Here is a 25,562-nt window from a genome sequence, read left to right as displayed (position 1 = left end):
CTTGAATACCTGTTTTGAGTGAATTTCAAACATGCCGGACCATTTGCAGGCTGACGGAATGGCTGCGCTGCATGTCGGCAAACAGTTGCTCGATCTGGCGGGTTCGCTCGCGCATCGCCTGGCCGTAGTCGTCGACCACCTGGGTCAGGTAGGCGCTGATTTCTTCGCTGATCGCCATGCGCACCCGCACGTCGGCCAGGTGCACGGCCGCCCGGGCCTGATGCTGGGCGCTCTTGATCGAGAGACCGCCCTGGACCGCGACGTTGCCGAACTCGGTGACGGCCTGGGCGATCTCCAGGTTGGCGGCGTAGCGCGCCAACAAGACCGGATCGGCGCCGTTGGTGATGAACCCGCGCAATTGCGTGAGGGCCTGGGTCAGGGTGTTGCCGACCGAGGTTGCCACTTGCTTCATGGCTTGCATGGCGGCGGGCGCCGCCTGGCTGACCACCGAGGCCAATTTCGAAGCGACGGCGCTGATCATGGGGCCGATCAGCGATGCACCGATAATGACCACCAAGGCAACGGCGGCCAGCGTCGAGATAATCCCCTGGATCATGCCGGCGATCTGCGCAATGTCCTTGGCCGTGTCCGAGTCGACACCCAGGCCTATCAGCAGGTCGGTATAGATCTGAGTGAACCACTTGATGGCTTCCTGCATAGCTATGGTCAGCGGCTTCATGGCTTCTGCCATGAACGAGACGCCGGTCTTACTCTCCACCACGGCATCGGCAATCATCACTCCCGCGCCGATCACACCTACCACAATGAGCACCGGGTTGGCGGTCAGGACACCGGCCACTATGGTTGCAGCGCTCACAATCGCGCCGATGATCTTGCCAAGGCAGCCCATGGTTTTCTGCAGCGCCTCAGCCTTGCGGACCTCGGCCAGGTACTTGTCCGACTCACGCTTCATATGCTCCTGAAGCTTGACCTGCAGCTCCTGGAACAACTCCTGGCTGAGTTCTTCCTTGTTCTGCGCTGCCTCGCCGAGCAGCTCGATGATCTTCAAGCGGTTGAGCAGCGCCAGCGCACTGCTGCTGAGGGCTTTCTCGTCGGTCTCCTTGAGGTCGGGCCCACTGGCGCCGGACACCACCACCTTGGCGACCAGCCCGTTCAGCGTGGCAGCGCAGCCATTGGCGATGGCGACCAGCTTGAGGTGAGCAACCGTCGCCGTCTCGAACGCCTGGGCATGGCCCGTCAGCTCAGCCTTGAGTTGGTCGCGACGCGCCAGCTCCTGGGCATACTCAGGGGAATCAGGGTCCAGTTGCGCCAGCCGTGCTTCGCTTTCGGCCAACAACGCCTGGCAATGCACGACCCGCTCCTGCAACCGTTCAAGCTGTTCCTGGCTGCTGCCCACATCGCCCTCGGCCGCCTCCATCGCTTCGACGGCGGCGGCGTAATCAGTCGACAGTTTTTCGTACCCTTGCTGCTTGGACGCCGCCATGCTCTGCACCATCGCCAGGCGGTTCTTCAACTTCTTGACGTCGACCTCGCCGATCAGCTCGCTGATCATCGCCATCAGCAGCGTGAACAGGTCACCGCTGGTTTCCTGTTTGTTACCGTCGGCGCGCGGCGGTGGCGGGGACAACACAGGCCTGCCGGTGGATGCGGTGGACGGGCCCTGGGGGCCGTCATAGTTCACGGACATCAGGTCCGCCAGGGCTTTCTGGCCAGCGGCCTGGAAATCGGCGGTCCTGGCGGCCTTGCTGGCCGCCGCGCCGTATTTCTCAAAGGCCTCGCTGCGGCTCATTGCGCCCTTGAACAGGGGGTTGAGGGTGGTTCTGATTTCACTCATGTTCAGTCCTCCGAACAGTGCTGTTCCATGTGGGCCAGGGTGTCGAGATACACCTTGGCTTGCTCGCGCAGGTCGTCTTGCGTGGCTTGCTCAAGCACGTATTCGAAACACAGCCGGGCCTTGCCGACCTTGCCCAGGGCCAGCTGACACTGGCCGGTATGCAGCATCGGGCGGTAGTCGTTCTTGCCCTGGGCAAAAGCGATTGCGTACAGGTCGATCGCCTTCTGGTGGTTCTGCTTGAGCTGGTGCACCGCCGTCAGCCCCATCCAGTAATGGCTGTTGTAGAAGTCGTAGATGCACAGGAAGTGAAAGAACTTCTCGGCATCGTCCAGCCGCCCCTGTTCGTAGAACTGGAAGGCGAAGGCATAGAGGCCGTCCATGTGCTCGTCACGCAGGCCTTGCACGTCTTTCAACGCCGCGCCACCGAGCACTGCATCGACGACTTGCAGGGCTGCCTCTTCGTCTTGTCTGTTGTCGCGACTCATCCGCCACACTCCTGAAAAAATGTCAGCGTCGCTGACCGATGCCATTGAGCCAAAAGGGTGATGGGGGGCGCTGCCAAATTGCGCTCATGCTGTGGTGCCAGCTGAAAAACCTCCTAAGTCGGCGAGATTGCTTTTGTGGCCAGGCCAACCACCCTGTGGGAGCAAGGCTTGCCCGCGATGAGGACAACGCGGTCTACCTGGAATCGAGGCGCCTGCATCGCGAGCAAGCTTTGCTCCCACAGATAAATCCCCTCGCCATAAGGGTTTGGTTGTGCTTCACGCCTGCTCAACCTGCTCCAGCCAGATCAGCAGCCGCAGCACTTCCTCGACTTCCTGCACCTGGAGGAAGCTGTAGCGCTGGTGGGTCTTGAAGATGCGTCGGGCCAGGGCGATGTCGTTGATCACCGGCACCCCGACTTTCTTGGCATAGGCCCGCACGGCCAGGGCGCGCTGGTTGGTTTCCATCAGGGAGATGAACGGCAGTACGGTGATTTCCGGACGGAAATACACACCGATGGCGATGTGGGTCGGGTTGGCAATGATCATCCGCGAGTTGCGCACGTCGGACTTGACCTGCTCGGACAGCAGCTCCATGTGCAGGTCACGGCGGCGCCCCTTGACCTGCGGGTTGCCGTCCTGTTCCTTGTGTTCGCGCTTGACTGAATCCTTGTCCATCATCTGGTCTTTCATGAACAGCCAGTACTCGCTGAGGGCATCGAGCACGACGATCAGCAGGACACAAACCAGGAACGCCAGCACCAGCACCAGCAACAGATGCCCCCAGACCGCGAACAGGTCCGGTGCCTGGGCGAACAGTTGGGCAAACAGCAAGTGGCGCTGGGTGATCCAGACAATCCACAGCGCCAGGGCGAAGCTGCCCAGGTACAACAGCGCCTTGAACGTGTCCTTGACGGTGCGCAGGCTGAACAGTTTCTTGAAGCCGTTGACCGGGTTCAACGCCCCGAGATTGAGCTTCAACGCTTCGCTGGCCAAGGCAAAGCCGCTTTGCAGCAGGGCCGGCAAGGCACTGGTCAGCACGCACACCAGCAGCAACGGCAGCAACGCCTTGAGACCGATCGTCACCAGCATCGCCGAGTACGCTTGCAGCTCGGTGTCGAAGTCGCTGGCGATGATGCGCCGGTAGACCTCCATGACCTCGAACAACGAGCTGTTGAACACCAGGTAGGTGATGCCGCACAGGGTCAGGCAGGTGATGACCAGGTCCTTGGCCTTGAACGTCTGCCCTTTGCGCGCGGCGTCCCGCAGGCGCTTGGCGGTGGGTTTTTCAGTCTTCGAGGCGCTGGATGACATCCCCCTCCTCCCCGCCGCCCAGATACGCCGCCAACCCGTCGGCCATCATGCCCATGCGCAGCACTTCATCCGGCAGATGCACGCCGAAATACAGCATCAACACCACCAGCGCCACCAGGCTCTTGACCGTCAGCGACACGGAAAATGCGTTCATCTGCGGCGCATAGCGCGAGAGCAAACCGAGCAACGCCTCGCTGATCAACAACGTCGCCACCACCGGCGCACTGATGACCAGCGTCTTGCTCACCAGCGCATCCAGCAGTGGATGGAGAACGGACAGCTGGAACTCACAGTCACTTGCCGGCGCGCAGAGGCGATAACTGTGGCCGACGGTTTCGAGCATCAGCAACATCCCGCCACCCTCGAGGTAGACCACCGCCGCAAACAGCTGCAGAAAATTCGCCAGCTCCGAGGTGTCGACACCGTTGGCCGGATCCACCGTGCTGCTGAGCATCGCGCCGCGCTGGTTGTCGATCAGGTTGCCCATGGCGTGCAGCACCCAGAACGGCCAGCACAGCAACACCCCCAGCAGCACGCCGATCCCCGCCTCGCGCAGCACCAGCCCGAGGAACGCCACGCTGTCGAGGCCAGGCACGGGCACACCCACGTAGCCCCAGAACCCCAGCGCCACCAACACAATCACGGCCTGGCGCGCGACACCGGTCAGCACACCGCTATTGAGAAACGGCAACATGAAGAAGATCGGCGCCAGCCGGGCCACCCCCAGGAGCGCCGCCGCGAACCAGGTGTACAGCTCGAAGAACAGCGTCACCGACATGGGCCTAACTCAACGCCAGGCGAATGACTTCACGGCTGAAATCCAACAGGGTTTCGCCGTACCAGCCCGAGAGCAGGAACAGGCACGCCGCCACCGCCAGCAACTTGAAACCGAACGGCAGCGTCTGCTCCTGCAGCTGGGTCACGGTCTGGATCAACCCGACCACCAGGCCGACCACCGTGGCGACGATGATCGGCCAGGCGACCATCAGCAGGATCAGGTACAGGGTTTTGTTGCCGGCATAGACCAGATCGTTCATCGGTGCGCCTACGCCAGCAAGGTCAGGTATTGCTTGACCAACCCGGTCGACAGCAGCGCCCAGCCGTCCAGCGCGACGAACAGCACCAGCTTGATCGGCACGGAAATGATCACCGGACTCATCATCATCATGCCCAGCGCCAGCAGGATGCTGGAGATCACCAGGTCGACGATCACGAATGGCAGGTACAGGTAGAAGCCGATCTTGAAGGCGCTCTTGATTTCACTCAGCGCATAGGCCGGCAGCAATGAAAACAGCGAGGGATCCAGCGTTTCGTCGGCAGGCCAGTCAGCGTCGGTTTCCTCCTGGACCGCCTGGGCCCGCTCGAAAAATTGCGCCAGCTCCGGGTCGGTGTACTTGCGCAAGTAATCCTTGTAGCTGCCCAGGCCGTTCTCGGCGAAATCCACCACCGACGCGATGTCGGTGAAGGTCACCGCCTCGTGCTTGTAGTAGTCATGGCCCTGCTTGATGACCGGCGTCATGACGAAAATCGCCAGCATCAAGGCAATCGCATTGAGGGCCATGTTCGATGGCACTTGTTGCAAGCCCAAGGCATTGCGCACGATGACGAAGACGATGGAGAACTTGAGGTAGCAAGTGCCCGCCGCCACCAGGAACGGCAGCAGCGAAGCGAACGCCAGCAGCGCGATCAGCGAGACGTCATTCATCGTCGCGGTTCCGGTAGACCGTGAGCAGTTGGACGCCCAACTGGCCGTCCAGCTGCACCAGTTCCCCCAGGGCAACCGGTTTGCCGTTGGCGCGCACCTCGATGCGCTGCGCCGCGTCCTCGGCCAACGGGATCAGTTGCCCGTCGACGATGCGCGACAGCGTGGCGAGGTCGGTTTCGTGGCTGGCGAGCAGGAAGTCCAGGCGCACCGCCAGGGTGCCCAGGTCGATCGGTGCGGCGGGTTCTGGCGGGTTGTCTGGATTGGCATCGGTCATGCTCGGCTCCAAGTGCAGGCCCTCTTGGGTAAAGGTGAAGATGCCGAGGCAGCGCTCGGCCAGGTAGCAGCGCTGAGTGCGCTCGGCGATGCGCAATACATCGCCCTCCTCCAGGCGTTTGCGGTTGGCATGGCTCAGGTGACTGCTGCCGAGGATCAGCTCCAGGCGCAAAGGCAAATCGTCCAGCCATGCACCGACAGCCACGGGCTCGCTGGCACTGGGTGGCGACGGCAATTGCAACATCCACAACCGGCCCCGAGGCGTTTCAAGCCATGGCAGCTCGCGGGCGGGCAATTGCGCCGGGGTAACGCCTTCGATATCGGCCAGCGCCCGGTAGTGCAACTCATCCTCCAGCAGCAAGGGACGCGGCAGCGCACGAAACAACTCGACGATGTTCACCAACGACGTTTGCACCTTCAGCAAGGACTGCAACGGTGGCAACGCGCGGTACAACCAGTCATGGGCGGCGATCAATCCCTGCCAGTCGCCGGCGCGGCCCTGGGCGCAAAAACGCACATAGCCGCAGTGCCCTGGCACCCGGCCCAGTCCCGCGTCCCGACCGCCGCGTCGCCAGCGATGAATCGCCTGGGCATGGGCATGGGCCAATGGCTCGACCCGTCGTAGTTGCAACGCACTCATGCCGGCTCATCCGGATCATCATCCGGCGCCTGCTGCGAACCCTGGCGCGACTGCTCGTCGCCACTGTCGGCCAGCCGCCAGGCCGGTTCCCGGGCCAGCTCGAAAGGCACCTTGAGTTGCTCGAACACCAGGGCGTTGCTGGGATTGAGCGTCAGGTTCCGGGTGGGTTCTTCAGGCAGACGAGTGATCGTCACCTGCCCACTGGCAGCGCCTTTATTGAACGGCACTTGCAGGACGCCACGGTCCGTGCCCGACAGCGCCTCGACCCTGACCTCAGGCATTCGCGGCGCTGGCGGCAGCGCCGGGGTCGGGATGGCGGCTTGCGCAACGGCCGGCGCCTGGCGCACGCCTTGAAAGCTCAAGGGCGCTGGAGGCAAGGGTTGCTCATCGAGGGAGGCTACCGAGGGCGCACGGGGAACGGTGGATGGCTCACCCCCCTGCAACTCGACTGACACCGACACCGACACCGACGCCGTAGTGGCAAGATCGACACCAGCAGCCACAGGCTCCAGGCGTTGCGGCGACGTGGGTTGTGACAGCGTGGCGGATTGCGAGGCTGCTCGTGGCAAAACCTGGGGGGCCCGGGCTTCCCATCGTTGCCCATCAGGCTCAGCCGTTCGCGTTTCCGGCCCAACCTCCAGCGCCTGCCAGGCCAGCGTCCGGGCGGCTTCCATCATGGGTCGAGGAAGCACAATCAGCGACGCCACGAGGTCCAGCACGCCCTGTGGCAGCTCATCATCCGGTACCGGGACAAACGGTTCTTGCAGCTCATCCAGCGGACACTCGTCAACCGGTTCCAAAGCCTGGACCGGCCGCGTGGCCCCTGCAAAGACCTCGTTCATCGCCGCACCCCGATCATCTCTTCCAGCTCCCGTTCTTCGCGGCGCACCGCCTCGAGCCGTTGCTCACGCAACAGCTGTCGGACGCCGCGTTCATACGTGTCGTGTTTGCGTTGCAGGCCACGCAGTTGTTCGCGTTGCGCCTGCAACTGTTGCTCGATCTGCCGGTACTGCTGATCGACGCGCTCACGCTCGACACGCAGCAGATCGATGCGCCGCCGGATAACCGCCTGGGTGCGCAACAGCGCCAACAGTTGGCCGTGATCCAGCACGCAGTCATTGGCACGATGGCTCACCAACAAGCGTTGCAGCGCCGTCTCTTGTTCTTCGAAAGCGGACTGTTCCTGCCGCAACGGCTGCAATTGACGCCGGGCCCGCAGCACAGCCTGCTCGCCGCGTTGGCAGCGCAGTTGGCTGAAGGCCAACAGGCGTCGTTGGTCAGGCAAGGATTTCATTCAGGCTCCGCAACGCTTCATCCGGCTCGCAACCTTGCCCCGTCGGCTGGCGCAGCCATTGGTCGAGGGCTTCGCGCCGCTGCAGCACGCGGTCATTGGCCGCGTCCGCGCCCGGGCTGTACTCGCCCATGTCGAGAAAAACCTGCAACTGTTCAAGCCGCGCCAGGGTTTCCCGGGTGGTGGCTGCCAACTGCCGGACCTGGGGCGAGGTGATCTGGGTCGCCACCCGGCTGACGCTGCGCAACACATCGATCGCCGGGTAATGACCTTTGGCGGCCAGCACCCGGCTGAGGTAGACATGGCCGTCGAGAATCGAGCGAATCTCTTCGGCCATCGGGTCCGGCTCATCGTCGCTTTCCAGCAAAACCGTGTACCAGGCGGTGATGCTGCCCAAAGCTGTCACGCCCGGCCGCTCCAGCAGGCGCGGCAAGGCGTCGAACACCGAGGCCGGGTAGCCGCGCCGCGCCGGGGCTTCACCGGCGGCCAGGGCCAGGTCGCGACGGGCGCGGGTGTAGCGGGTCAGCGAGTCGAGCAACAACACCACGCGCCGGCCCTGGTCGCGAAAGTACTCGGCGACGGTCGTGGCTTGCAGCGCCGAGTTGCAGCGATCCACCGAGGAAAAGTCCGACGTGGCGTACACCACCACGCAACGGCAGCGCTTGGGTGATTGGCGCAAATGCTCGATGAACTCGGTCACTTCACGCCCCCGTTCGCCAATCAGGCCGATCACGAAGACCTCCGCGTCGGTGTGTTCGATCAGCATGTTGATCAGCGTGGTCTTGCCGGAACCGGCGGCGGCGAAAATGCCGATGCGTTGGCCGACCCCGCACGTCAGCAAGCCATCGATGACGCGAACGCCGGTGCGCAAGGGCTCCACCACTGCACGCCGCTGCTGGTACGCCGGCGGGTCGGCGTCCACCGGGCAGTCGCGCAGCCCAAACGCGGTCGACGGTGCCAGGCGCTCGACGATAACGCCCCGGGCGTCGACCACACTGCCGAGCAACGCCTCACTGCAGGCCAGTTGCAACGTCGCGCCCGTGGGCACGATCATCGACTCTCGGGACAAGCCTTTCCCATCGCCCAGCAAACTGAGCAGCACAGCACCGGGCTTGAAGCCGATCACCTGGGCTCGCGCCGTCACCTCGGGCGAGCGCCAATGCCGGCGCACTTCGCAGACTTCGCCGACCACCACCTCATCCAGCGCCGCTTCGATCAACGGGCCGCTCAAGCGCAAGGGGTGAGCTGCCCGCCGTTCCAGCCGGTTATTCATCGCACGATTTCCATTTGCGGGATTTCCTCAAAGCGTCTTGATGACATTGACCGAAACGGTCTCGCAGACTTCACCGAACGACATGACGTCCAGCTCCCGGAAACGCCCCTCGATCAGTTTCTTGATGTAGCGCCGCACATCGACTGAGCACAGCAGCACCAGGTCCTTGTGGGCGATGTGCAGGCCGTCCAGGCCGACGCTGAGGCGGTCCATCAACGCTTCCGACTCGGCCGGCTCCAGGTTGAGGAAACTGCCGCCGGAGGTTTGCCGGATGCCCCGGCGCACCACGTCTTCGAACTCCGCCGACAACAGCAATACGCGCAGGTCGTGGCCCTGGGCGAACTTGTTGCTGATGTAGCGGGCCATCGCGCCGCGCACGTGCTCGACCAGCGCCAGCACGTCCTTTTCCCGGGAGGCCCAATGGGCGAGGGTTTCCAGGATGAGTTTCATGTTGCGCACGGAAATCCGTTCGCCGATCAGCCGTTGCAGCACTTCGGCGATCTTCTGCACCGTGACGTGGCGATAGACTTCCTTGAGCAGGTCGGGGTAGCGCGCTTCCATCTCATCGAGCAGGTGCTTGGTTTCCTGCACACCGAAAAACTCCTGGATGTTGCGCGCCAGCAGCGTGACCAGGCAGCGATAGCATTCTTCGTCGGCCGGTCGCAGGTGATAGCCCAACTGCTGCACGCGTTCGCGGTCGGCAGCGGTAACCCAGGTACCGCCCAGGCGATTGCTGTCGGTGCCGCGCACCAAGGCAAAACCCAACGGCTCAAGCTCAGGTGAATAGTCCAGCAGGCGCCAGTGGTCGAAATGGATGTCGAACTGCTCGGCGCGCACTTCATTGATCAGCACCGCCACTTGGTGGGCCGGCAGCGCCTCGCTGGCGCGTAGCTGCGGCTCGGGGATGCGCAGCCCGTAATCGACGAAGAACTGGCTGCGAAAACGCGTCGCCCAGCGATCTTTCTCCAGCGTTGGCAGGCGCGTCGTGGGCACCAGCAGCATCAGGGCGATGGTTTCGGTCGCCAGGTTATCCACGTCATCGAGCAATCCCGACTCACCCTGCCCCGCACCCGGCGCGGCGGGTTCACTGCGGCTAGCGCCCGAGGCGCCGGGCCTGGAGGATCGGCGGTGGCGCAGGAACACCACCAGCCCCAGCACGCTGGCGATGGACAGGAAGGTCAACAGCGGAAAACCGGGCAACAGGCCCACCCCGACCGCCAGCACCGCCGTGACACCCAGGACGAACGGATTGCCCAGCATCTGGGCGAGCATGTTGCGCCCCAGGTTGTTGTCGTCGCCATTGACGCGGGTGACGATGAAGCCGGCGCCGATGGCGATCAGCAGCGCGGGTATCTGGGCGACGAGGCCATCGCCGATGGTCAACAGCGTGTAGGTCGACAAGGCCGTGGACAGGTCCATGCCCAATTGCCCGACACCGATGGCCATGCCGCCGATGAAGTTGACGAAGATAATGATGATGCCGGCGATGGCATCGCCCTTGATGAATTTCATCGCACCGTCGAAAGAACCGTACAACTGGCTTTCACGCTCCAGCACACTGCGCTTCTCCCGCGCCTGGGCCGCGTCGATGGCGCCGGCCTTGAGGTCGCCATCGATACTCATCTGCTTGCCCGGCATGCCATCCAGGGAGAAACGCGCCGCCACTTCGGCGACCCGCTCCGAACCCTTGGTGATGACGATGAACTGGACAATGGTGACGATGGAAAAAATCACGAAGCCCACCACCAGGCTCTCGCCGATCACGAAGTCACCGAACGAGGCGATGATCTCGCCGGCATCGGCCTGGCTGAGGATCAGCCGGCTGGTGCTGATCGACAGCGCCAGGCGAAACAGCGTGGTCAACAGCAGCAGCGCCGGGAACGTCGAATAACTGAGGATGCGCTCGATGTAGAACGAGCCCATGAACACCAACAGCGAAATCACGATGTTCAGGCCGATGAGAAAATCCACCAGCACCGTCGGCAAGGGGATGATCAGCATGGCGATGATCATCACCATCAAGCTCAGGATCAGCAGTTCGGGGCGAGCGCCAACGCTGCGCAAAAAGACATTGAGCATTCAGGCCGGGCTCCGGGAGCGGGTCATGGGCAGGCACCGGACTGACGCTGTTCGATGCATTCGTGGGCATAGGCGACGTCGGCCAGGCGGGTGAATTGGATGGCCAGGCGTTGCGGGGCGTCTTCATCGGCAAACAGCGCTGGCGGCAGTTGCAGGCTGAGTCGACGCACGGTTTGCAATAACGTCGAGCGCTCGCGGTGGGCGCTGAGCAGCACCTGCTCGCCCAACGCGCCGAGCAACAATTGGTCGAGCTCATCGGGGTAGGTCAGCACACCCAGCAGGAATACCAGCCAGTCGGCCTCATGAGGGTTATGCCGGCAGATGAGCGCATCGCCGAGCACAGCGCCGATAAACAGCCCATCGGCCGAGCGCAAGCGCTTGAGGTCGATCACCCGGGTCAGCAACTGGCCGAACTCGATGCGCGAGCAGCTGGGGTCCTGGGCGCTGATGTCGGTGAGCAACGCGGCTTCGATGAACGCCAGCACGTTCATGCGCTGTTCGGGGCCGTACAGGGCAATCCAGTCCTGATAGCAACTGAGCGGGCCGTCGTCGGATTCAAGGAAATCCCGGTAGGTCTCGCGCAACAGGCCAGCCCTCACCGCCATGCTCTTGCCGAACAGCCGCGCCTTGAGCGCCGCGTTGATCCCGGCGTTCAGACGCTTGGGCGAGCCTTGGGCAACCACCGTCTGCAAGAGGGTTTCGAGCCGCTGGCGGGTGCCGGTTTCCAGGTTCCGGCGGCGCAACAATGCCCGCAGCACCAGCGCCAGGTCGCTGTCATCGGGGAACAGCTGACGCGCCATTTCAAGCAACCACGCGACGGATTTGTCCGCCAGCCGTGCCAGGCTCAATACCTGCCGGGCCTTGGGCACGGTGTCGTCCTCCAGCACGCGCTCGAAGGTGTCGGTCAGCGTCTCGGACTTGAGTTCGAACAACCGCCGGCCCCGGAACTGCGTCAACGCCGCCGACAGCTCGTCGCTGATCTGCACGATGCGCTGCGCCACGTTCGCCGTTGCGCTGTCGTCCAGCCCCGCCTCGGCCTCGGCTTGCGGCTGGGGATGTTCGGCGGCTTTCTCGGCATTCAACCGGGCCTGTGCGGCCCGCCCCCCCAGGGAAACCGGCGGCAGGATCATCGCTCGGACATCCGAAAATACAGGCGGCGCACCCGCTCGTGCTGCTGCGGCGTCAGCAACGACATGTCCGCCGCCGCGTCAGGTTCCAGGGCGTCGAGAATCTCCTTGGGCTGGATCAGGAACACCCGCACGGTATTGGCCGAACGGCTCTGGCGATAGCTGAACAAGCGGCCGATCCACGGGATCGAACCCAGCACCGGCACCCGTCCGATCTGTTCGCCATGGTCATCGCGGGTAAAGCCCCCCACCAACAGGCTCTTGCCATGGGGCACCCGCGCCACAGTACTGATGCGAGTACGCCCGACCGTCGGCAAGGCGCCTTGTCCGGCCGTCTCGACTTCATTGCCGTCCTCGATATTGAGCGACATCTCGATCTCGTCCGCCTGGGCGAAACGGGGCAGTACGCTCACCAGGGTGCCGTAGGTCACGTGGTGCAGATCGACGCTGCGCTCCCCCACCAGCGGGGCATAGAAGGTGCGGTTGTTGTCGAAGATCGCCGGCACGTTTTCTTGGGTGAGAATCACCGGCCGCGAGACGACATTGGCCCGTTGGCTGCGCTCCAGCGCCATGACCTGGGTGACGAAGGAAACACCGTCGAGGGTGGTCGTCGAACCGGCGTTGAGCGATGCGCTGAAGGTACTGCCCGACTTCACGGCCCCCTGCCAGTTGATGCCCAACTGATTGAGCTCATCCTTGTGCAGGTCGATGATCCACAGCGACAACTCGACGTGGCGCTTGGGCGTGTCCAACGCGCTCACCAGGTTCTCGATGAAGTGCACCTGCTCCGGCAGCCCCTTGACCAACAGGCTGTTGGTGTCCGGGTAGGCCACCACCCGGATGTTGCCGGCCGCCACGTCTCGCGCAATGATCCGCGGCGCCGCCGGGTCCTGCTCGGAAGTGGAATTGGCCAGGCCTTCCAACGGGAACACCGGCATCGATCCTCGCAGTCGCTGCGCCGGGGCTTGGGCCACCGAAGGCTCGACTTCGCGCTGCTCGCCGCGCAGCAACTGCTCGATCACGGTCGCTAGGCCCGGGACGGTCACCTTGTCGTCGCGCAGCTCATAGTTGCGATCACTGACGAAGGTATTGCGCACGTGGATGACGCCGATCTGCTGCTTGCCCAGCAGCAGCTCCGAGCGCTGGTTGTCCATCAGTCCGGCCGCCTGCACCACCAGGTCGACGTACATGGGCGGGCCCGACACATGGAACGTCCGCAGGCCATCGCCGCGCAGCGGATAACGAGTGTCGTGCAGACCCGAGCGTTCGAGGAACGCCTGGAGCCTGGCCACGGTCAGGGTCTGCAACGACAACATCGAGCTTTTGATTTCCGCGGCGTCATACAAGTAGATCGCCTGGCCGTCGCTGTACCAGATCAAGCCCATCTGCACACTGACCCGTTCAAACGTCCGTTGCGGGCTGCGCAGGTCGAACGTGCCGCCAATGCGCTTGGCCGCTGCGGCCTTGCTGACGATCACGGGGCGGCCCAGCGATCCGGACAGTTCGCTGAAAAACGTGCGCGCGCTCTGCTCACGAGCTTCGAAGGTGTAGACATCGGCCCGCGCCTCCACTAACGGGAGCAGCATGAGCATGCTGAAGCAGACGGATCGAAGGCATGACGGTCGGCGATTCATCGGTTCACTTGCCTGGCAGGTAGGTGATGTCCGCCAGGCTGCTGGGCGCGAACCCCACGAGCTCGCGGATCTCCTTGGAAAAATGCGAAGAGGAGGCAAAACCGGACGTCAGCGCCACGTCGGTCAGCGAGCCGTCTTGCAGGCTCATGCTCAGCAGCGCCTGGGCGGCGCGCCAGCCACGCAGCGCCGGCTTGGCCGCCGTGCCCAGGGCTTGTTGGCAAAGCCTGCGAAAATGCGAGACCGATACGCCATAGCGCTGCGCCAGGGTGTTGAGTTTTTCACCGCGGGTGCCCTGCGCCAGCAAAAACCCCACGAGCCCGTAGCCTTCGTGCCGGCGCAACAGGTTGGCGAGGGCGTGATAGGCCGCTGAACCGCTCATCGCCTGCTCGATGTACCAGCGATCGAGCCGTTCGGGGGATCGGACGACATCACCCGCCACCGGCAACAGTGCACAGGGTGCAACGTGGGCCCCTTGTCGGGCGAACGCCGTGCTCATGTCGAAAAAGGCTTGCAGCTTCGCCAACGGTGCTTCGCACACCGGCAGGACGTGCAGCTCCCCGCCATGCCATTGCGGCGAGTCGTCCAGCACCGCCAGGCCCTCCCAACCGACCGGCAGGCAATGACCGGGCGTAAACCGTGCACCGCTCAAGCGGACCGCGCCAGCGGCCACACGCAGGTGCAGCACGCGCTCGCGCTGAACGGGAAAAGCCATGGAGCGAATGGATGGATCCTGCACGGCCGTCTCCTTTGTTGCGGGGTGATGCTCTGGGGCGATGGAAGGAGCGCAGGGTGCAAGATGCGGCGCCTTGAATCTTGATGGAAAGCTGATGAGCCCCCCGCTGGCATATGCCTTGCACCCGTTGTGTTCATCGGCTCCTGGCAAACGGAATGAGTGCAGGCTGATTCAAAGGCCGATTCAAGGGACGATTCAAAGAACAATGGCGTCGTCCTCCGTGCAGGTACGGCGCTTCTTCATGTGGAAGGTGATGCGCGATGAATGAAGTTCCCAGCACTGCCCTGGCGTGGGTCAACGGCAGCGATGCCCCGGAAAAGAGCGCGGTCAACCTCGGTTTCATGGCCTTGAGCGACTGCGCGCCGTTGGTGGTAGCCGCCACCCAGGGCTTCGCCCAACCTTATGGCCTGACCCTGAACCTCAAGCGCCAGAGCTCCTGGGCCAACCTGCGCGACAGGCTGGTCAGCGGTGAAATCGATGCGGCCCACAGCCTGTACGGCCTGGTCTACGCGGTGCACCTGGGCATTGGCGGGGTCGCCCCGACCGACATGGCGGTGCTGATGGGGCTGAACCAGAACGGCCAGAGCATCAACCTGTCGCACGGTCTCCAGGCCCAGGGCGTGACCAGTCCTGAGGCACTGGAACGGCATGTGCACCAAACTCGCCCGAAACTGACCTTTGCCCAGACCTTCCCCACCGGGACCCACGCCATGTGGCTCTATTACTGGCTGGCCGCCCAGGGCATCCACCCGTTGTCGGACGTCGACAGCGTGGTGGTGCCCCCGCCGCAAATGGTTGCGCACTTGCAAGCCGGGCGTATCGACGGCTTCTGCGTCGGTGAGCCCTGGTGTGCCAGCGCGGTGAAACAGAACCTGGGCTTTACCCTGGCAACCACCCAGACTATCTGGCCCGACCACCCGGAAAAAGTCCTCGGCTGCACCCGCGCGTTCGTCGAGCAATACCCCAACACTGCCCGGGCGCTGGTGAAGGCGATCCTGGAGGCCAGCCGTTTCATTGAACAAAGCAGCGAGAACCGTCGCAGCACGGCGCAACTGTTGAGCGCCCCGCAATACCTCGATGCCCCGCTCGATTGCATCGAACCCCGCTTGCTGGGGATCTATGCCGACGGCTTGGGCAACAGCTGGCAGGACCCTCACGCCATGCGTTTCCACGGCAATGGCGAAGTGAATCTGCCGTACCTGTCCGACGGCATGTGGTTCATGACCCAGTTCCGTCGTTGGGGCCTGCTGCGCGAAGACCCGGATTACCTGGCCGTGGCCCGACAAGTCCAGCAACTGGATCTGTACCGTGAAGCCAGCGCGGCGCTGGACATCGCATCGCCGCGCCAGGACATGCGCAGCAGCCAGTTGATCGACGGCACCCTCTGGGACGGCTCGGACCCGGCCGGCTATGCCAAGCGCTTCAAACTGCACGCCTTGAGCGATGCGGCTCCCCTTTTCGCCAGCCGCTGACAGGAGCCTCGACCATGCTGCGTATCCTGCTGATCAACGACACCGCGAAAAAAGTCGGCCGCCTCAAGGCCGCCCTGACCGAAGCCGGGTTTGAAGTCATCGACGAATCGGGCCTGACCATCGACCTGCCAGCGCGCGTCGAAACGGTGCGTCCGGACGTGATCCTGATCGATACCGAGTCACCCGGACGTGATGTGATGGAGCAAGTGGTGCTCGTCAGCCGCGACCAGCCACGACCGATCATCATGTTCACCGACGAGCACGACCCGGATGTAATGCGCCAGGCGATCAAATCGGGCGTGAGCGCCTACATCGTCGAAGGCATCCACGCCGCACGCCTGCAACCGATCCTCGACGTGGCCATGGCCCGCTTCGAAAGCGACCAGGCCCTGCGCGCCCAACTCCTGGCCCGGGACCAGCAACTGGCCGAACGCAAGCGCATCGAACTGGCCAAGGGCATGCTGATGAAGATGAAGGAATGCAACGAGGAACAGGCCTACACCCTGATGCGCCGCCAGGCCATGAGCCGCCAGCAGAAACTGATCCAGGTGGCGGAGCAGATCATTGCCATGAATGAGCTGCTCGGCTGAGAGCCTTGTGGCGCCTGGGCTGATGCCATCGCGAGCAGGCTCGCTCCCCCATTGGATCGGAGCGTTCACAAGGGCCATGTTCACCTCGGAACCTGTGGGAGCGAGCCTGCTCGCGATAGGCGGCCCATCCATTTCCAGGGTTGGCACAGATCTCGCTTAGACAACCTCACAGGTAACCAACGGCGGTTGCCCCACCTACGACAAAGACGTCGCACACCCTCCTTGCCTCTCTGGCGATCCGGGTTGCGGCGTTTTTTTGTTTTGGCCCTTCGGGGCCGGTGGTGCGACCACAGACGGCGCACTGCTCAAAGCACTGACTCATTTCTCGAGACTTTTAACGCTGAGGTGCGCGATGAATTCAAGCTTCTGGAAATCCGGCCATACCCCGACACTGTTCGCGGCCTTCCTCTATTTCGACCTGAGTTTCATGGTCTGGTACCTGCTCGGTCCCCTGGCCGTGCAGATTTCCGCCGACCTGCACCTGACCACCCAGCAACGCGGCCTGATGGTGGCGACACCGATCCTGGCCGGCGCCGTGCTGCGTCTGTTCATGGGCCTGCTGGCCGACCGGATTTCGCCCAAGACCGCCGGCATGGTCGGCCAGGCGATCGTGATCAGCGCGTTGTTCTGCGCCTGGAAACTGGGCATCCACAGCTACGAACAAGCCCTGCTGCTGGGCCTGTTCCTGGGCGTGGCCGGTGCATCGTTCGCCGTCGCCCTGCCCCTGGCGTCGCAATGGTATCCGCCCCAACACCAAGGCAAGGCGATGGGCATCGCCGGTGCCGGCAACTCGGGCACCGTGCTCGCTGCGTTGATCGCACCGCTCATGGCCGTGGCCTTCGGCTGGACCAACGTATTCGGTTTCGCCCTGATCCCTCTGGTGCTGACCCTGGTCCTCTTCGCCTGGCTGGCCAAGAACGCGCCCGAGCGCCCCAAGGCCAAATCCATGACCGACTACCTCAAGGCCCTGGGCGACCGTGACAGCTGGTGGTTCATGTTCTTCTACAGCGTGACCTTTGGCGGCTTCATCGGCCTGGCCAGCGCCCTGCCTGGCTACTTCAACGACCAATACGGCCTGAGCCCGGTGACCGCCGGCTACTACACCGCCGCCTGCGTCTTCGGTGGCAGCCTGATGCGGCCCTTGGGCGGTGCCCTGGCGGACCGGTTCGGCGGCATCCGCACCCTGTTGGGCATGTACACCGTGGCAGCGGTCTGCATCGCTGCCGTGGGCTTCAACCTGCCGAGTTCCTACGCGGCATTGGCCCTGTTCGTCTGCACCATGCTCGGTTTGGGTGCGGGCAACGGCGCAGTGTTCCAACTGGTGCCACAACGCTTCCGTCGTGAAATCGGCGTGATGACCGGGCTGATCGGCATGGCCGGCGGCATCGGCGGTTTCGCCCTGGCGGCGGGCATGGGCGCGATCAAGCAGAGCACCGGCAGCTACCAGTTGGCGCTGTGGTTGTTCGCCAGCCTTGGCGTCCTGGCCTGGTTCGGCCTACACGGCGTCAAGCGTCGCTGGAGAACCACTTGGGGTTCGGCCGCTGTCACCGCCGCCCGGGTATAAATAACCACCATGAGCCTGCAACTGAGTTTCGCCGAAGCCAGTGCCATCGGCCCGCGGGAAGAAAACCAGGACGCCCTGCGCCTGGTCACCCCCGCCCCCGCCCTGGCCGCCAGCAAGGGTTACCTGTTCGCCATCGCCGACGGCGTGAGCCAGTGCGCCGATGGCGGGCTGGCTGCCCGCTCGACCTTGCAGGCGCTGGCCCTGGACTACTACGCCACGCCACAGACCTGGGGCGTGGCCCAGGCCCTGGACCGGCTGCTGCTGGCGCAGAATCGCTGGCTGCAGGCCAATGGTGGCGGGCAACCGCTGCTTACCACCGTCAGCGCCCTGGTCCTGCGCGGGCGACGCTTCACCCTCGCCCACGTCGGCGACTGCCGGGTCTACCGCTGGCACGCCGATCAACTGCAACGGATCAGCGAGGATCACGTCTGGGACCAACAAGGCATGCAGCACGTGCTCAAGCGTGCGCTGGGGCTGGATCAACACTTGGTCCTGGACTTCCTCGACGGTGAGTTGCGTCCCGACGAAACCTTCGTCCTGCTCAGTGACGGCGTCTGGGCCGCCCTGGGGGACACGGCCATCGCCGGCATCCTGCGCGACCAGCCGGAGCTCGACCTCGCCGCCCAGACCCTGGTCAACGCCGCGCACCTGGCCGGCAGCCAGGACAACGCCAGCGCCCTGCTGGTGCGGGTCGATGCCGTGGGCGAAGCGAGCATCGGCGATGCCCTGATCCAGTTGCAGCAGTGGCCCCTGCCGCCGACGCTGAAACCTGGCCAGGTGTTCGAGGGCTGGCAGGTCGAAGGCCTGCTGGGCCAGAGCCAGCAATCGTTGCTCTACCGCGTGCACGACGGCCAGGGCCAACCATGGTTGTTGAAAACCTTGCCGGGGCATCTGCGCGACGACACCCAGGCCGGCCAGGCACTGCTTTCGGAAGAGTGGTTTCTCAAGCGGGTCGCTGGCCGGCAATTCCCCGAGGTCCATGGCGTTGCGCAACGCCAGCACCTGTATTACGTGATGCGCGAATACCCGGGCATCACCCTGGCCGAGCTGTTCGACCAGGGCGGGCCACTCACTCTGGCTCAGTGGTTGGACCTGGCCCAGCGGTTGGTACGGGCAGTAGGCCTGTTGCATCGAAGGCAGATCTACCACCGCGACATCAAGCCGGACAACCTGCACCTGGGTGACGACGGCGAATTGCGCTTGCTGGATTTCGGCCTGGCATACTGCCCGGGCCTGTCCGAGGACCAGGCCAACGCATTGCCCGGCACACCCAGCTATATCGCGCCGGAAGCGTTCGGTGGCACCGCCCCGACAGCGCAACAGGATTTATATGCCGTTGGCGTGACCTTGTATTTCCTGCTGACCGGGCATTACCCCTACGGCGAAATCGAAGCCTTCCAGCGCCCGCGCTTTGGCGTCCCGGTCAGTGCCAGCCGCTATCGGCCGGACCTGGCTGAATGGCTCGGGCAAAGCCTGGAGCGTGCCGTTGCCGCGGATCCGGGCCAGCGCTTTGAAACCGCCGAAGAATGGTTGCTGTTGCTGGAACAGGGCGAGCGCCGCAGCTTGAGCGTCAGGCCCCGGCCGTTGCTGGAACGCGAGCCGCTTAAGGTCTGGCGGACGCTGGCGCTGGTGTCGCTGGTGGTGAATCTGGTGCTGCTGTTTCTGGTATTCCACTCATAACCGTGGCGAGGGAGCTTGCTCCCGCTGGGGTGCGCAGCAGCCCCGGAAAACCGGCGACCGCTGCGCGCTCGAGCGGGAGCAAGCTCCCTCGCCACAAAGGCACTTTCACCGCCCCACGCTCCATTACCGGGCAACACGCTTTGATTCGGTGCAATAACTCCCCCTGCACCGTACCCGACCAGCGACCCGCCCAATAAATCCGCGCCCTCAAGCCACTTGGCACAACCACTGCATAACCCCTATCAACAGACATAACGCAACGCCTCCAACGATGAAGGCGGTGCTTCCCGAGAGAACGGGACCCGGACAAAGGCGTCCTCGCTAGCTTGCTAGCGGGACGCCTTTTTTTGTTTTCGAAAAAGTTGCCGAGCCAGCCCGATCGCCGTGATGACACGGGCATGAGCTCGCGGAGAACCCTGATGAAAAAACTCAAACTGGTGATGATCGGCAACGGTATGGCCGGGGTTCGGACCCTTGAAGAACTGCTCAAGCTGAGCAATGAGCTGTATGACATCACGGTGTTCGGCGCCGAGCCCCACGCCAACTACAACCGCATTCTGCTGTCCCCGGTGCTGGCCGGTGAGCAGACCTTCGAAGAGATCGTACTCAACGACCTGAGCTGGTACCAGGAACACAACATCAAGCTGCTGCTCAACCGCAAGGTGGTCGAGATCGACCGGGTCAAGCGCCGGGTCATCGCCGAAGACGGCACCGAGGCTGAATATGACCGCCTGCTGATCGCCACCGGCTCCACGCCGTTCATCCTGCCGATCCCCGGCAACGCCCTGGAGGGCGTGATCGGCTACCGCGACATCGCCGACACCCAGGCGATGATCGACACCGCCAAGACCCACAAGCACGCCGTGGTGATCGGCGGTGGCCTGTTGGGCCTGGAGGCCGCCAATGGCCTGAAACTGCGCGGCATGGACGTGACCGTCGTTCACATCGGTGAATGGCTGCTGGAACGGCAACTGGACAAGACCAGCGGCCAACTGCTGCAAACCGCCTTGGAAAGCCGAGGCCTGAAATTTCGCCTCAGCGAGCAGACCCAGGCCCTGCACGACGCCGGCAATGGCCGGGTCGGCTCGGTGCAGTTCAAGAACGGCGACATCATTCCCGCCGACCTGGTGGTGATGGCCGCCGGTATCCGCCCCAACACCGAACTCGCGGAAAAATCCGGCATCCCTTGCAGCCGCGGGATCCTGGTCAACGACACGATGCAAACCTACGACCCACGCATCTATGCCATCGGCGAATGCGCCAGCCACCGCGGCACCGCCTACGGCCTGGTCGCGCCGCTGTTCGAACAGGCCAAGGTCTGCGCCAACCACCTCGCACAACTGGGCTTTGCCACTTACAAAGGCTCGGTCACGTCGACCAAGTTGAAAGTCACCGGTATCGACCTGTTCTCTGCCGGGGACTTCATGGGCGGCGAAGGCACCGAGACCATCACCCTCTCCGACCCCATCGGCGGCGTGTACAAGAAACTGGTGATCAAGGACGACGTGCTGGTGGGCGCCTGTCTGTACGGCGATACGGCGGACGGCGGTTGGTACTTCCGCCAGATCCGTGAAAACGCCGGCATCAGCGAAATCCGCGATCACCTCATGTTCGGTGAAAACGCCTTGGGCGACGTCGGCCACCAGGGCCAGGACAAAGCCATGTCCATGGCCGACAGCGCCGAAGTCTGCGGTTGCAACGGCGTGTGCAAGGGCACCATCGTCAAGGCGATCCAGGAACACGGGCTGTTCAGCGTCGACGACGTGAAAAAACACACCAAGGCCGCCAGTTCCTGCGGTTCCTGCGCCGGCCTGGTGGAACAGATCCTGATCAACACCGTCGGCGGCGCGGCGGACGTCAAGCCCAAGAGCGAAAAGGCCATCTGCGGTTGCAGCGACCTCAACCACGGCCAGATCCGCCAGGCGATCCGCGACGAGCACCTGCTGACCATCGCCGGGACCATGAGCTACCTGAACTGGCGCACCCCCAATGGCTGCGCCACCTGCCGCCCGGCGCTGAACTACTACCTGATCTCCACCTGGCCCGGCGAAGCCCAGGACGATCCGCAATCGCGCCTGATCAACGAACGCGCCCACGCCAACATCCAGAAAGACGGCACCTATTCCGTCGTGCCGCGCATGTGGGGCGGCGTGACCAATCCTTCGGAACTGCGGCGCATTGCCGACGTGGCCGACAAGTACAGCGTGCCGATGGTCAAGGTCACGGGCGGGCAGCGCATCGACCTGCTGGGGATCAAGAAGCAGGACCTGCCCGGCGTCTGGAAGGACCTCGACATGCCGTCCGGCCATGCCTACGGCAAGTCCATCCGCACCGTGAAGACCTGCGTGGGCAGCGAGTTCTGCCGCTTCGGCACCCAGAATTCCACGCAACTGGGCATCGAACTGGAGCATGACCTGTTCAACATGTGGTCGCCCCACAAGGTGAAGCTGGCCGTCTCCGGTTGCCCGCGCAACTGTTCGGAAGCGGGCATCAAGGACGTCGGCATCATCGGCGTCGATTCGGGCTGGGAGATGTACATCGGCGGCAACGGCGGGATCAAGACCGAAGTCGCCGAGTTTTTCGTCAAGCTCAAGACCGCCGAAGAGGTGCGCGAATACAACGGTGCGTTCCTGCAGCTGTACCGCGAAGAGGCCTTCTATCTCGAACGCACCGTGCATTACATGCAGCGCGTCGGCATGGAGCACATCAAGAAGGCCGTGCTCGAAGACCCGGCCCGGCGCAAGGCGCTCCACGAACGCCTGAAGTTTTCCCTGTCGCTGGAACAGGACCCGTGGAAACAGCGCCTGGAACAACCCCAGCTGAAAAAAGAGTTTGAAGTCATCCCCGTGAAAAACCTGGAGGTGCCGGCATGAACTGGCTGGATATCTGCGCCCTGGAAGAAATCAACGCCCTGGGCTCGCGCATCGTCACCGGCCCCCGGGGCGACATCGCGATTTTTCGCACCAGCGACGACGAGGTCTTCGCACTCGATGACCGCTGCCCGCACAAGGGCGGGCCGCTGTCCCAGGGCCTGGTCTACGGCAAGCGCGTAGCCTGCCCGCTGCACAACTGGCAGATCGACCTGGAAACCGGCCAGGCCCAAGCCCCGGATGTGGGCTGCGCCCATCACCACTCGGTACGGGTCGAGAACGGCCGGGTGATGCTGGCGCTGCGGGACGCAAGCTGATGAACCGCCAGACCACTGCCTCGACCTGCTGTTATTGCGGGGTCGGCTGCGGCGTACTGATCGAGCATGACGGCGAGCGCATCCTCGGCGTCAGTGGCGATCCCGCCCACCCGGCCAACTTTGGCAAACTGTGCAGCAAGGGCTCGACCTTGCACCTGACCGGCGACCTCGCCGCCCGCGCCTTGTACCCCGAGCTGCGCCTGGGCAAGGGCCTGGCCCGGACCCGTACCGACTGGGACAGCGCCCTGGATCACGCCGCCAGCGTGTTCGCCGACACCCTCGCCGAACACGGCCCCGACAGCGTGGCGTTCTACATTTCCGGCCAACTGTTGACCGAGGACTACTACGCGTTCAACAAGCTCGCCCGGGCGCTGGTGGGCACCAACAACATCGACAGCAACTCACGGCTGTGCATGTCCTCCGCCGTGGTGGGCTACAAGCGCAGCCTCGGCGCCGATGCTCCGCCCTGCAACTATGAAGACCTGGAACTGAGCGATTGCGTGATGATCGTCGGCAGCAACATGGCCTACGCCCACCCGATCCTGTTTCGCCGCCTCGAAGAAGCGAAATCCCGCCGACCACAGATGAAAATCATCGTCATCGACCCCCGGCGCACCGACACCTGCGACTTGGCGGACCTGCACCTGGCGATCCTGCCGGGCACTGATGTCGCCTTGTTCCATGGGATTTTGCACCTGCTGTTGTGGGAAGACTGGGTCGACCGCGACTTCATCAAGGCTCACACCGAGGGCCTGGCCGACCTGAAGAACCTGGTGCGCGACTACACGCCCGCCATGGTCGCCCAGTTGTGCGGCATCAGTGTCGAACAACTGCAGCAATGCGCCGAGTCGATCGGGAGCGCGACGAGCTTCCTGTCGTTGTGGTGCATGGGCCTGAACCAGTCCACCGCCGGCAGTGCCAAGAACAGCGCGCTGATCAACCTGCACTTGGCCACCGGACAGATCGGCCGGCCGGGCGCGGGCCCTTTCTCGCTGACGGGCCAACCCAACGCCATGGGCGGACGGGAAACCGGCAGCCTGTCGAACCTGCTGCCGGGCCATCGCGAAGCCGCCAACCCGGAGCATCGCGCCGAAGTGGCGCGCTATTGGGGGGTCGACCAACTGCCTGCCACCACCGGTTTGAGCGCCATCGAGCTGTTCGAACAGGTGCGCCAGGGCAAGATCAAGGCGCTGTGGATCGCCTGCACCAACCCGGCCCAGTCGATGCCAGACCAGAAGCTGGTACGGGCCGCACTGCAAGCCTGCCCGTTCGTGGTGTTGCAGGAGGCCTTCCAGACCACCGAGACCGCCGCGTTTGCCGATCTGCTGTTGCCGGCAGCCAGTTGGGGCGAGAAGGAAGGTTCGGTGACCAACTCCGAACGACGCATTTCCCACGTTCGCCGGGCAATCGGCGCACCGGGTGAAGCGCGGCCGGACTGGGCGATTACCGTGGATTTCGCACAACGCCTGGAAAAGCGATTGCGTGCGGGCCAACCCAGCCTGTTCGCCTTTGAATCCCCGGCCCAGTTGTTCGATGAGTACAAACAACTGACCCGTGGCCGCGACCTGGATCTGTCCGGCATCAGCCACGCCCTGATCGACCGGCTCGGCCCGCAGCAATGGCCCTTCCCGGAAGGCGCCACCGTGGGCACGGCACGCCTGTATGTGGACGGGATCTTTCCTACCGACAGCGGCCGGGCGCGGTTCGTCGCCGACCCTTATCGCGCCGCCAAGGAACTGCGCGATGCACGCTACCCGTTGACCTTGAACACCGGTCGCCTGCGGGACCAATGGCACGGGATGAGCCGCACCGGCACTGCCGCTCAGCTGTTCGGCCATGTGAACGAAGCGGTGCTCAGCCTGCACCCTGACGAATTGCTCCGCCATGGCCTGCAGGCCGGCGACCTGGTCAACCTCAAGAGCCGTCGCGGCAGCGTGATCGTGGCGGTGGACAGCGACGACAGCGTGCGTCCCGGCCAGGCCTTCCTGCCGATGCACTGGGGCGATCGGTTCCTCAAGGGCGGGGTCAATACCCTCACGCAACCGGCCTTCGACCCCTTGTCGAAACAACCCGAACTCAAGCACAGCGGCGTGCGCCTGGAGCCAGTGAATCTGCCTTGGCAGCTTTTCGCCCTGGTCGAAGGTGATGTTCAACAGCATTTGGAGACATTGCGACCGCTGTGTGAGGCGTTTGCCTACGTCAGCCTGAGCCTGACCGGGCGTGAACGTCCGGCACTGCTGATCCGTGCGGCCAGCGCCGTCGCCCCCGAGGCGCCACTGCTCCAGGCGATCGACGAGCAACTGGGGTTGATCGAAGGGCCCGTGCTGGCCTATGACGACCCGCGTCGCGCCATCGGTAAACGGGTACGGATCGAACACGGTCGTATCACCGCCATTCGCCTGGCCGGCGAGACCCTGGCCCGGCACTGGTTGCAGAACCTGTGGCTGGAGGGGCGTACCGATGAGCAGTTGCGGCGTTGGCTACTGGCGCCGTTGAGTGCGCCGCCGGGCAACGTCGGCGCGACAGCGGGCGGCAGCAAGACACTGTGCAACTGCATGAACGTCAGCCAACGCGCGGTCTGCGCAGGCATCGAACGCGGCCTGGACTTGCCGGGACTGAAAAAGGAACTGGGCTGCGGCACGCAATGCGGTTCCTGCGTACCGGAAATCAAGCGCCTGCTGATTGCCACCGCGCAACCGCTGGCGGCTATCTCGTGAGGAAAA

The 25,562-nt window shown here is 63.9% G+C and carries 21 protein-coding genes; 7 read left to right on the top strand and 14 right to left on the bottom strand.

Going from position 1 to position 25,562, the window contains the following annotated elements; genetic code table 11:
* Nucleotides 1–25 precede the first annotated feature (25 nt).
* The 14 genes from sctE to ACODSJ_RS08290 form a co-directional block, all read right to left on the bottom strand.
* Nucleotides 26–1,795, bottom strand: a complete 1,770-nt coding sequence (gene sctE, locus ACODSJ_RS08355) for a type III secretion system translocon subunit SseC family protein (protein ID WP_489101265.1) — start codon at nt 1,793–1,795, stop codon at nt 26–28.
* A 2-nt stretch (nt 1,796–1,797) separates the two neighbouring features.
* Complete coding sequence (gene sicA / locus ACODSJ_RS08350; protein WP_489101264.1) at nt 1,798–2,280, bottom strand: type III secretion system translocator chaperone SicA; 483 nt, start codon at nt 2,278–2,280, stop codon at nt 1,798–1,800.
* A gap of 276 nt (nt 2,281–2,556) precedes the next feature.
* The gene (locus ACODSJ_RS08345) at nt 2,557–3,591 is read right to left on the bottom strand and encodes an EscU/YscU/HrcU family type III secretion system export apparatus switch protein (protein ID WP_489101263.1); all 1,035 of its coding nucleotides are present in this window, start codon (nt 3,589–3,591) and stop codon (nt 2,557–2,559) included.
* Nucleotides 3,566–4,369, bottom strand: coding sequence for a type III secretion system export apparatus subunit SctT (sctT, locus tag ACODSJ_RS08340; protein WP_489101262.1), 804 nt, complete (start codon nt 4,367–4,369; stop codon nt 3,566–3,568). Before sctT ends, ACODSJ_RS08345 begins: the two co-directional genes overlap by 26 nt.
* 4 nt (nt 4,370–4,373) lie before the next feature.
* Nucleotides 4,374–4,628 carry an EscS/YscS/HrcS family type III secretion system export apparatus protein gene (locus ACODSJ_RS08335; RefSeq protein WP_014337351.1) on the bottom strand — a complete coding sequence of 85 codons (255 nt, stop codon included), beginning with the start codon at nt 4,626–4,628 and terminating at the stop codon, nt 4,374–4,376.
* Between the two features lie 8 nt (nt 4,629–4,636).
* Nucleotides 4,637–5,296 carry an EscR/YscR/HrcR family type III secretion system export apparatus protein gene (locus ACODSJ_RS08330; protein WP_489101261.1) on the bottom strand — a complete coding sequence of 220 codons (660 nt, stop codon included), beginning with the start codon at nt 5,294–5,296 and terminating at the stop codon, nt 4,637–4,639.
* Nucleotides 5,289–6,209, bottom strand: a complete 921-nt coding sequence (locus ACODSJ_RS08325; protein ID WP_489101260.1) for a FliM/FliN family flagellar motor switch protein — start codon at nt 6,207–6,209, stop codon at nt 5,289–5,291. Before ACODSJ_RS08325 ends, ACODSJ_RS08330 begins: the two co-directional genes overlap by 8 nt.
* Complete coding sequence (locus ACODSJ_RS08320; RefSeq protein ID WP_489101259.1) at nt 6,206–7,051, bottom strand: type III secretion effector protein; 846 nt, start codon at nt 7,049–7,051, stop codon at nt 6,206–6,208. Before ACODSJ_RS08320 ends, ACODSJ_RS08325 begins: the two co-directional genes overlap by 4 nt.
* Complete coding sequence (locus tag ACODSJ_RS08315) at nt 7,048–7,503, bottom strand: type III secretion protein (protein WP_489101258.1); 456 nt, start codon at nt 7,501–7,503, stop codon at nt 7,048–7,050. Before ACODSJ_RS08315 ends, ACODSJ_RS08320 begins: the two co-directional genes overlap by 4 nt.
* Nucleotides 7,487–8,773: a type III secretion system ATPase SctN gene (sctN, locus tag ACODSJ_RS08310; protein WP_489101257.1), complete on the bottom strand. Its 1,287-nt coding sequence runs from the start codon at nt 8,771–8,773 to the stop codon at nt 7,487–7,489. Before sctN ends, ACODSJ_RS08315 begins: the two co-directional genes overlap by 17 nt.
* 27 nt (nt 8,774–8,800) lie before the next feature.
* Nucleotides 8,801–10,852 (bottom strand): EscV/YscV/HrcV family type III secretion system export apparatus protein, encoded by a 2,052-nt coding sequence (locus tag ACODSJ_RS08305; RefSeq protein ID WP_489101256.1) that lies wholly within the window; start codon nt 10,850–10,852, stop codon nt 8,801–8,803.
* A gap of 23 nt (nt 10,853–10,875) precedes the next feature.
* On the bottom strand, nt 10,876–11,982 hold the full coding sequence (gene sctW / locus ACODSJ_RS08300) for a type III secretion system gatekeeper subunit SctW (RefSeq protein WP_489101255.1): 1,107 nt from the start codon (nt 11,980–11,982) through the stop codon (nt 10,876–10,878).
* On the bottom strand, nt 11,979–13,571 hold the full coding sequence (gene sctC / locus ACODSJ_RS08295; protein ID WP_489101254.1) for a type III secretion system outer membrane ring subunit SctC: 1,593 nt from the start codon (nt 13,569–13,571) through the stop codon (nt 11,979–11,981). The genes sctW and sctC overlap by 4 nt, the downstream gene beginning before the upstream one ends.
* Before the next feature lie 46 nt (nt 13,572–13,617).
* A complete protein-coding gene (locus tag ACODSJ_RS08290; protein ID WP_489101253.1) occupies nt 13,618–14,349 on the bottom strand; it encodes a helix-turn-helix domain-containing protein in 732 nt (243 codons plus the stop codon).
* Between the two features lie 257 nt (nt 14,350–14,606).
* On the opposite strand from ACODSJ_RS08290, the gene ACODSJ_RS08285 reads away from it, so the two are divergent.
* From ACODSJ_RS08285 to ACODSJ_RS08255, 7 genes are all read left to right on the top strand, one after another.
* The gene (locus ACODSJ_RS08285) at nt 14,607–15,818 is read left to right on the top strand and encodes a CmpA/NrtA family ABC transporter substrate-binding protein (protein WP_489101252.1); all 1,212 of its coding nucleotides are present in this window, start codon (nt 14,607–14,609) and stop codon (nt 15,816–15,818) included.
* A gap of 14 nt (nt 15,819–15,832) precedes the next feature.
* Complete coding sequence (locus tag ACODSJ_RS08280; RefSeq protein ID WP_489101251.1) at nt 15,833–16,408, top strand: ANTAR domain-containing response regulator; 576 nt, start codon at nt 15,833–15,835, stop codon at nt 16,406–16,408.
* A 352-nt stretch (nt 16,409–16,760) separates the two neighbouring features.
* Nucleotides 16,761–17,972, top strand: a complete 1,212-nt coding sequence (locus ACODSJ_RS08275) for a nitrate/nitrite transporter (protein ID WP_489101250.1) — start codon at nt 16,761–16,763, stop codon at nt 17,970–17,972.
* Nucleotides 17,973–17,981: 9 nt separating this feature from the next.
* On the top strand, nt 17,982–19,652 hold the full coding sequence (locus ACODSJ_RS08270) for a bifunctional protein-serine/threonine kinase/phosphatase (protein WP_489101249.1): 1,671 nt from the start codon (nt 17,982–17,984) through the stop codon (nt 19,650–19,652).
* 419 nt (nt 19,653–20,071) lie between these two features.
* A complete protein-coding gene (nirB, locus tag ACODSJ_RS08265) occupies nt 20,072–22,525 on the top strand; it encodes a nitrite reductase large subunit NirB (protein ID WP_489101248.1) in 2,454 nt (817 codons plus the stop codon).
* Complete coding sequence (gene nirD, locus ACODSJ_RS08260; RefSeq protein WP_489101247.1) at nt 22,522–22,839, top strand: nitrite reductase small subunit NirD; 318 nt, start codon at nt 22,522–22,524, stop codon at nt 22,837–22,839. The genes nirB and nirD overlap by 4 nt, the downstream gene beginning before the upstream one ends.
* Nucleotides 22,839–25,556 carry a nitrate reductase gene (locus ACODSJ_RS08255; RefSeq protein WP_489101246.1) on the top strand — a complete coding sequence of 906 codons (2,718 nt, stop codon included), beginning with the start codon at nt 22,839–22,841 and terminating at the stop codon, nt 25,554–25,556. Before nirD ends, ACODSJ_RS08255 begins: the two co-directional genes overlap by 1 nt.
* Nucleotides 25,557–25,562 lie beyond the last annotated feature (6 nt).

Source organism: Pseudomonas sp. FG6, from assembly GCF_057809015.1.
Note: the sequence above shows the minus strand (reverse complement) of the source record. Positions and strands in the feature narration are given on the sequence as shown.

Bases quoted from the DNA above. Each gene is read 5' to 3' on its own strand.
- ACODSJ_RS08320 (WP_489101259.1), bottom strand. From the start codon at position 7,051: ATGAACGAGGTCTTTGCAGGGGCCACGCGGCCGGTCCAGGCTTTGGAA.
- ACODSJ_RS08275 (WP_489101250.1), top strand. From the start codon at position 16,761: ATGAATTCAAGCTTCTGGAAATCCGGCCATACCCCGACACTGTTCGCG.
- ACODSJ_RS08270 (WP_489101249.1), top strand. From the start codon at position 17,982: ATGAGCCTGCAACTGAGTTTCGCCGAAGCCAGTGCCATCGGCCCGCGG.
- ACODSJ_RS08335 (WP_014337351.1), bottom strand. From the start codon at position 4,628: ATGAACGATCTGGTCTATGCCGGCAACAAAACCCTGTACCTGATCCTG.
- ACODSJ_RS08315 (WP_489101258.1), bottom strand. From the start codon at position 7,503: ATGAAATCCTTGCCTGACCAACGACGCCTGTTGGCCTTCAGCCAACTG.
- sctC (WP_489101254.1), bottom strand. From the start codon at position 13,571: ATGCTCATGCTGCTCCCGTTAGTGGAGGCGCGGGCCGATGTCTACACC.
- nirD (WP_489101247.1), top strand. From the start codon at position 22,522: ATGAACTGGCTGGATATCTGCGCCCTGGAAGAAATCAACGCCCTGGGC.
- nirB (WP_489101248.1), top strand. From the start codon at position 20,072: ATGAAAAAACTCAAACTGGTGATGATCGGCAACGGTATGGCCGGGGTT.
- ACODSJ_RS08280 (WP_489101251.1), top strand. From the start codon at position 15,833: ATGCTGCGTATCCTGCTGATCAACGACACCGCGAAAAAAGTCGGCCGC.
- sctE (WP_489101265.1), bottom strand. From the start codon at position 1,795: ATGAGTGAAATCAGAACCACCCTCAACCCCCTGTTCAAGGGCGCAATG.
- sctN (WP_489101257.1), bottom strand. From the start codon at position 8,773: ATGAATAACCGGCTGGAACGGCGGGCAGCTCACCCCTTGCGCTTGAGC.
- ACODSJ_RS08345 (WP_489101263.1), bottom strand. From the start codon at position 3,591: ATGTCATCCAGCGCCTCGAAGACTGAAAAACCCACCGCCAAGCGCCTG.
- ACODSJ_RS08325 (WP_489101260.1), bottom strand. From the start codon at position 6,209: ATGAGTGCGTTGCAACTACGACGGGTCGAGCCATTGGCCCATGCCCAT.
- sctW (WP_489101255.1), bottom strand. From the start codon at position 11,982: ATGATCCTGCCGCCGGTTTCCCTGGGGGGGCGGGCCGCACAGGCCCGG.
- sicA (WP_489101264.1), bottom strand. From the start codon at position 2,280: ATGAGTCGCGACAACAGACAAGACGAAGAGGCAGCCCTGCAAGTCGTC.
- ACODSJ_RS08285 (WP_489101252.1), top strand. From the start codon at position 14,607: ATGAATGAAGTTCCCAGCACTGCCCTGGCGTGGGTCAACGGCAGCGAT.
- ACODSJ_RS08305 (WP_489101256.1), bottom strand. From the start codon at position 10,852: ATGCTCAATGTCTTTTTGCGCAGCGTTGGCGCTCGCCCCGAACTGCTG.
- ACODSJ_RS08255 (WP_489101246.1), top strand. From the start codon at position 22,839: ATGAACCGCCAGACCACTGCCTCGACCTGCTGTTATTGCGGGGTCGGC.
- ACODSJ_RS08330 (WP_489101261.1), bottom strand. From the start codon at position 5,296: ATGAATGACGTCTCGCTGATCGCGCTGCTGGCGTTCGCTTCGCTGCTG.
- sctT (WP_489101262.1), bottom strand. From the start codon at position 4,369: ATGTCGGTGACGCTGTTCTTCGAGCTGTACACCTGGTTCGCGGCGGCG.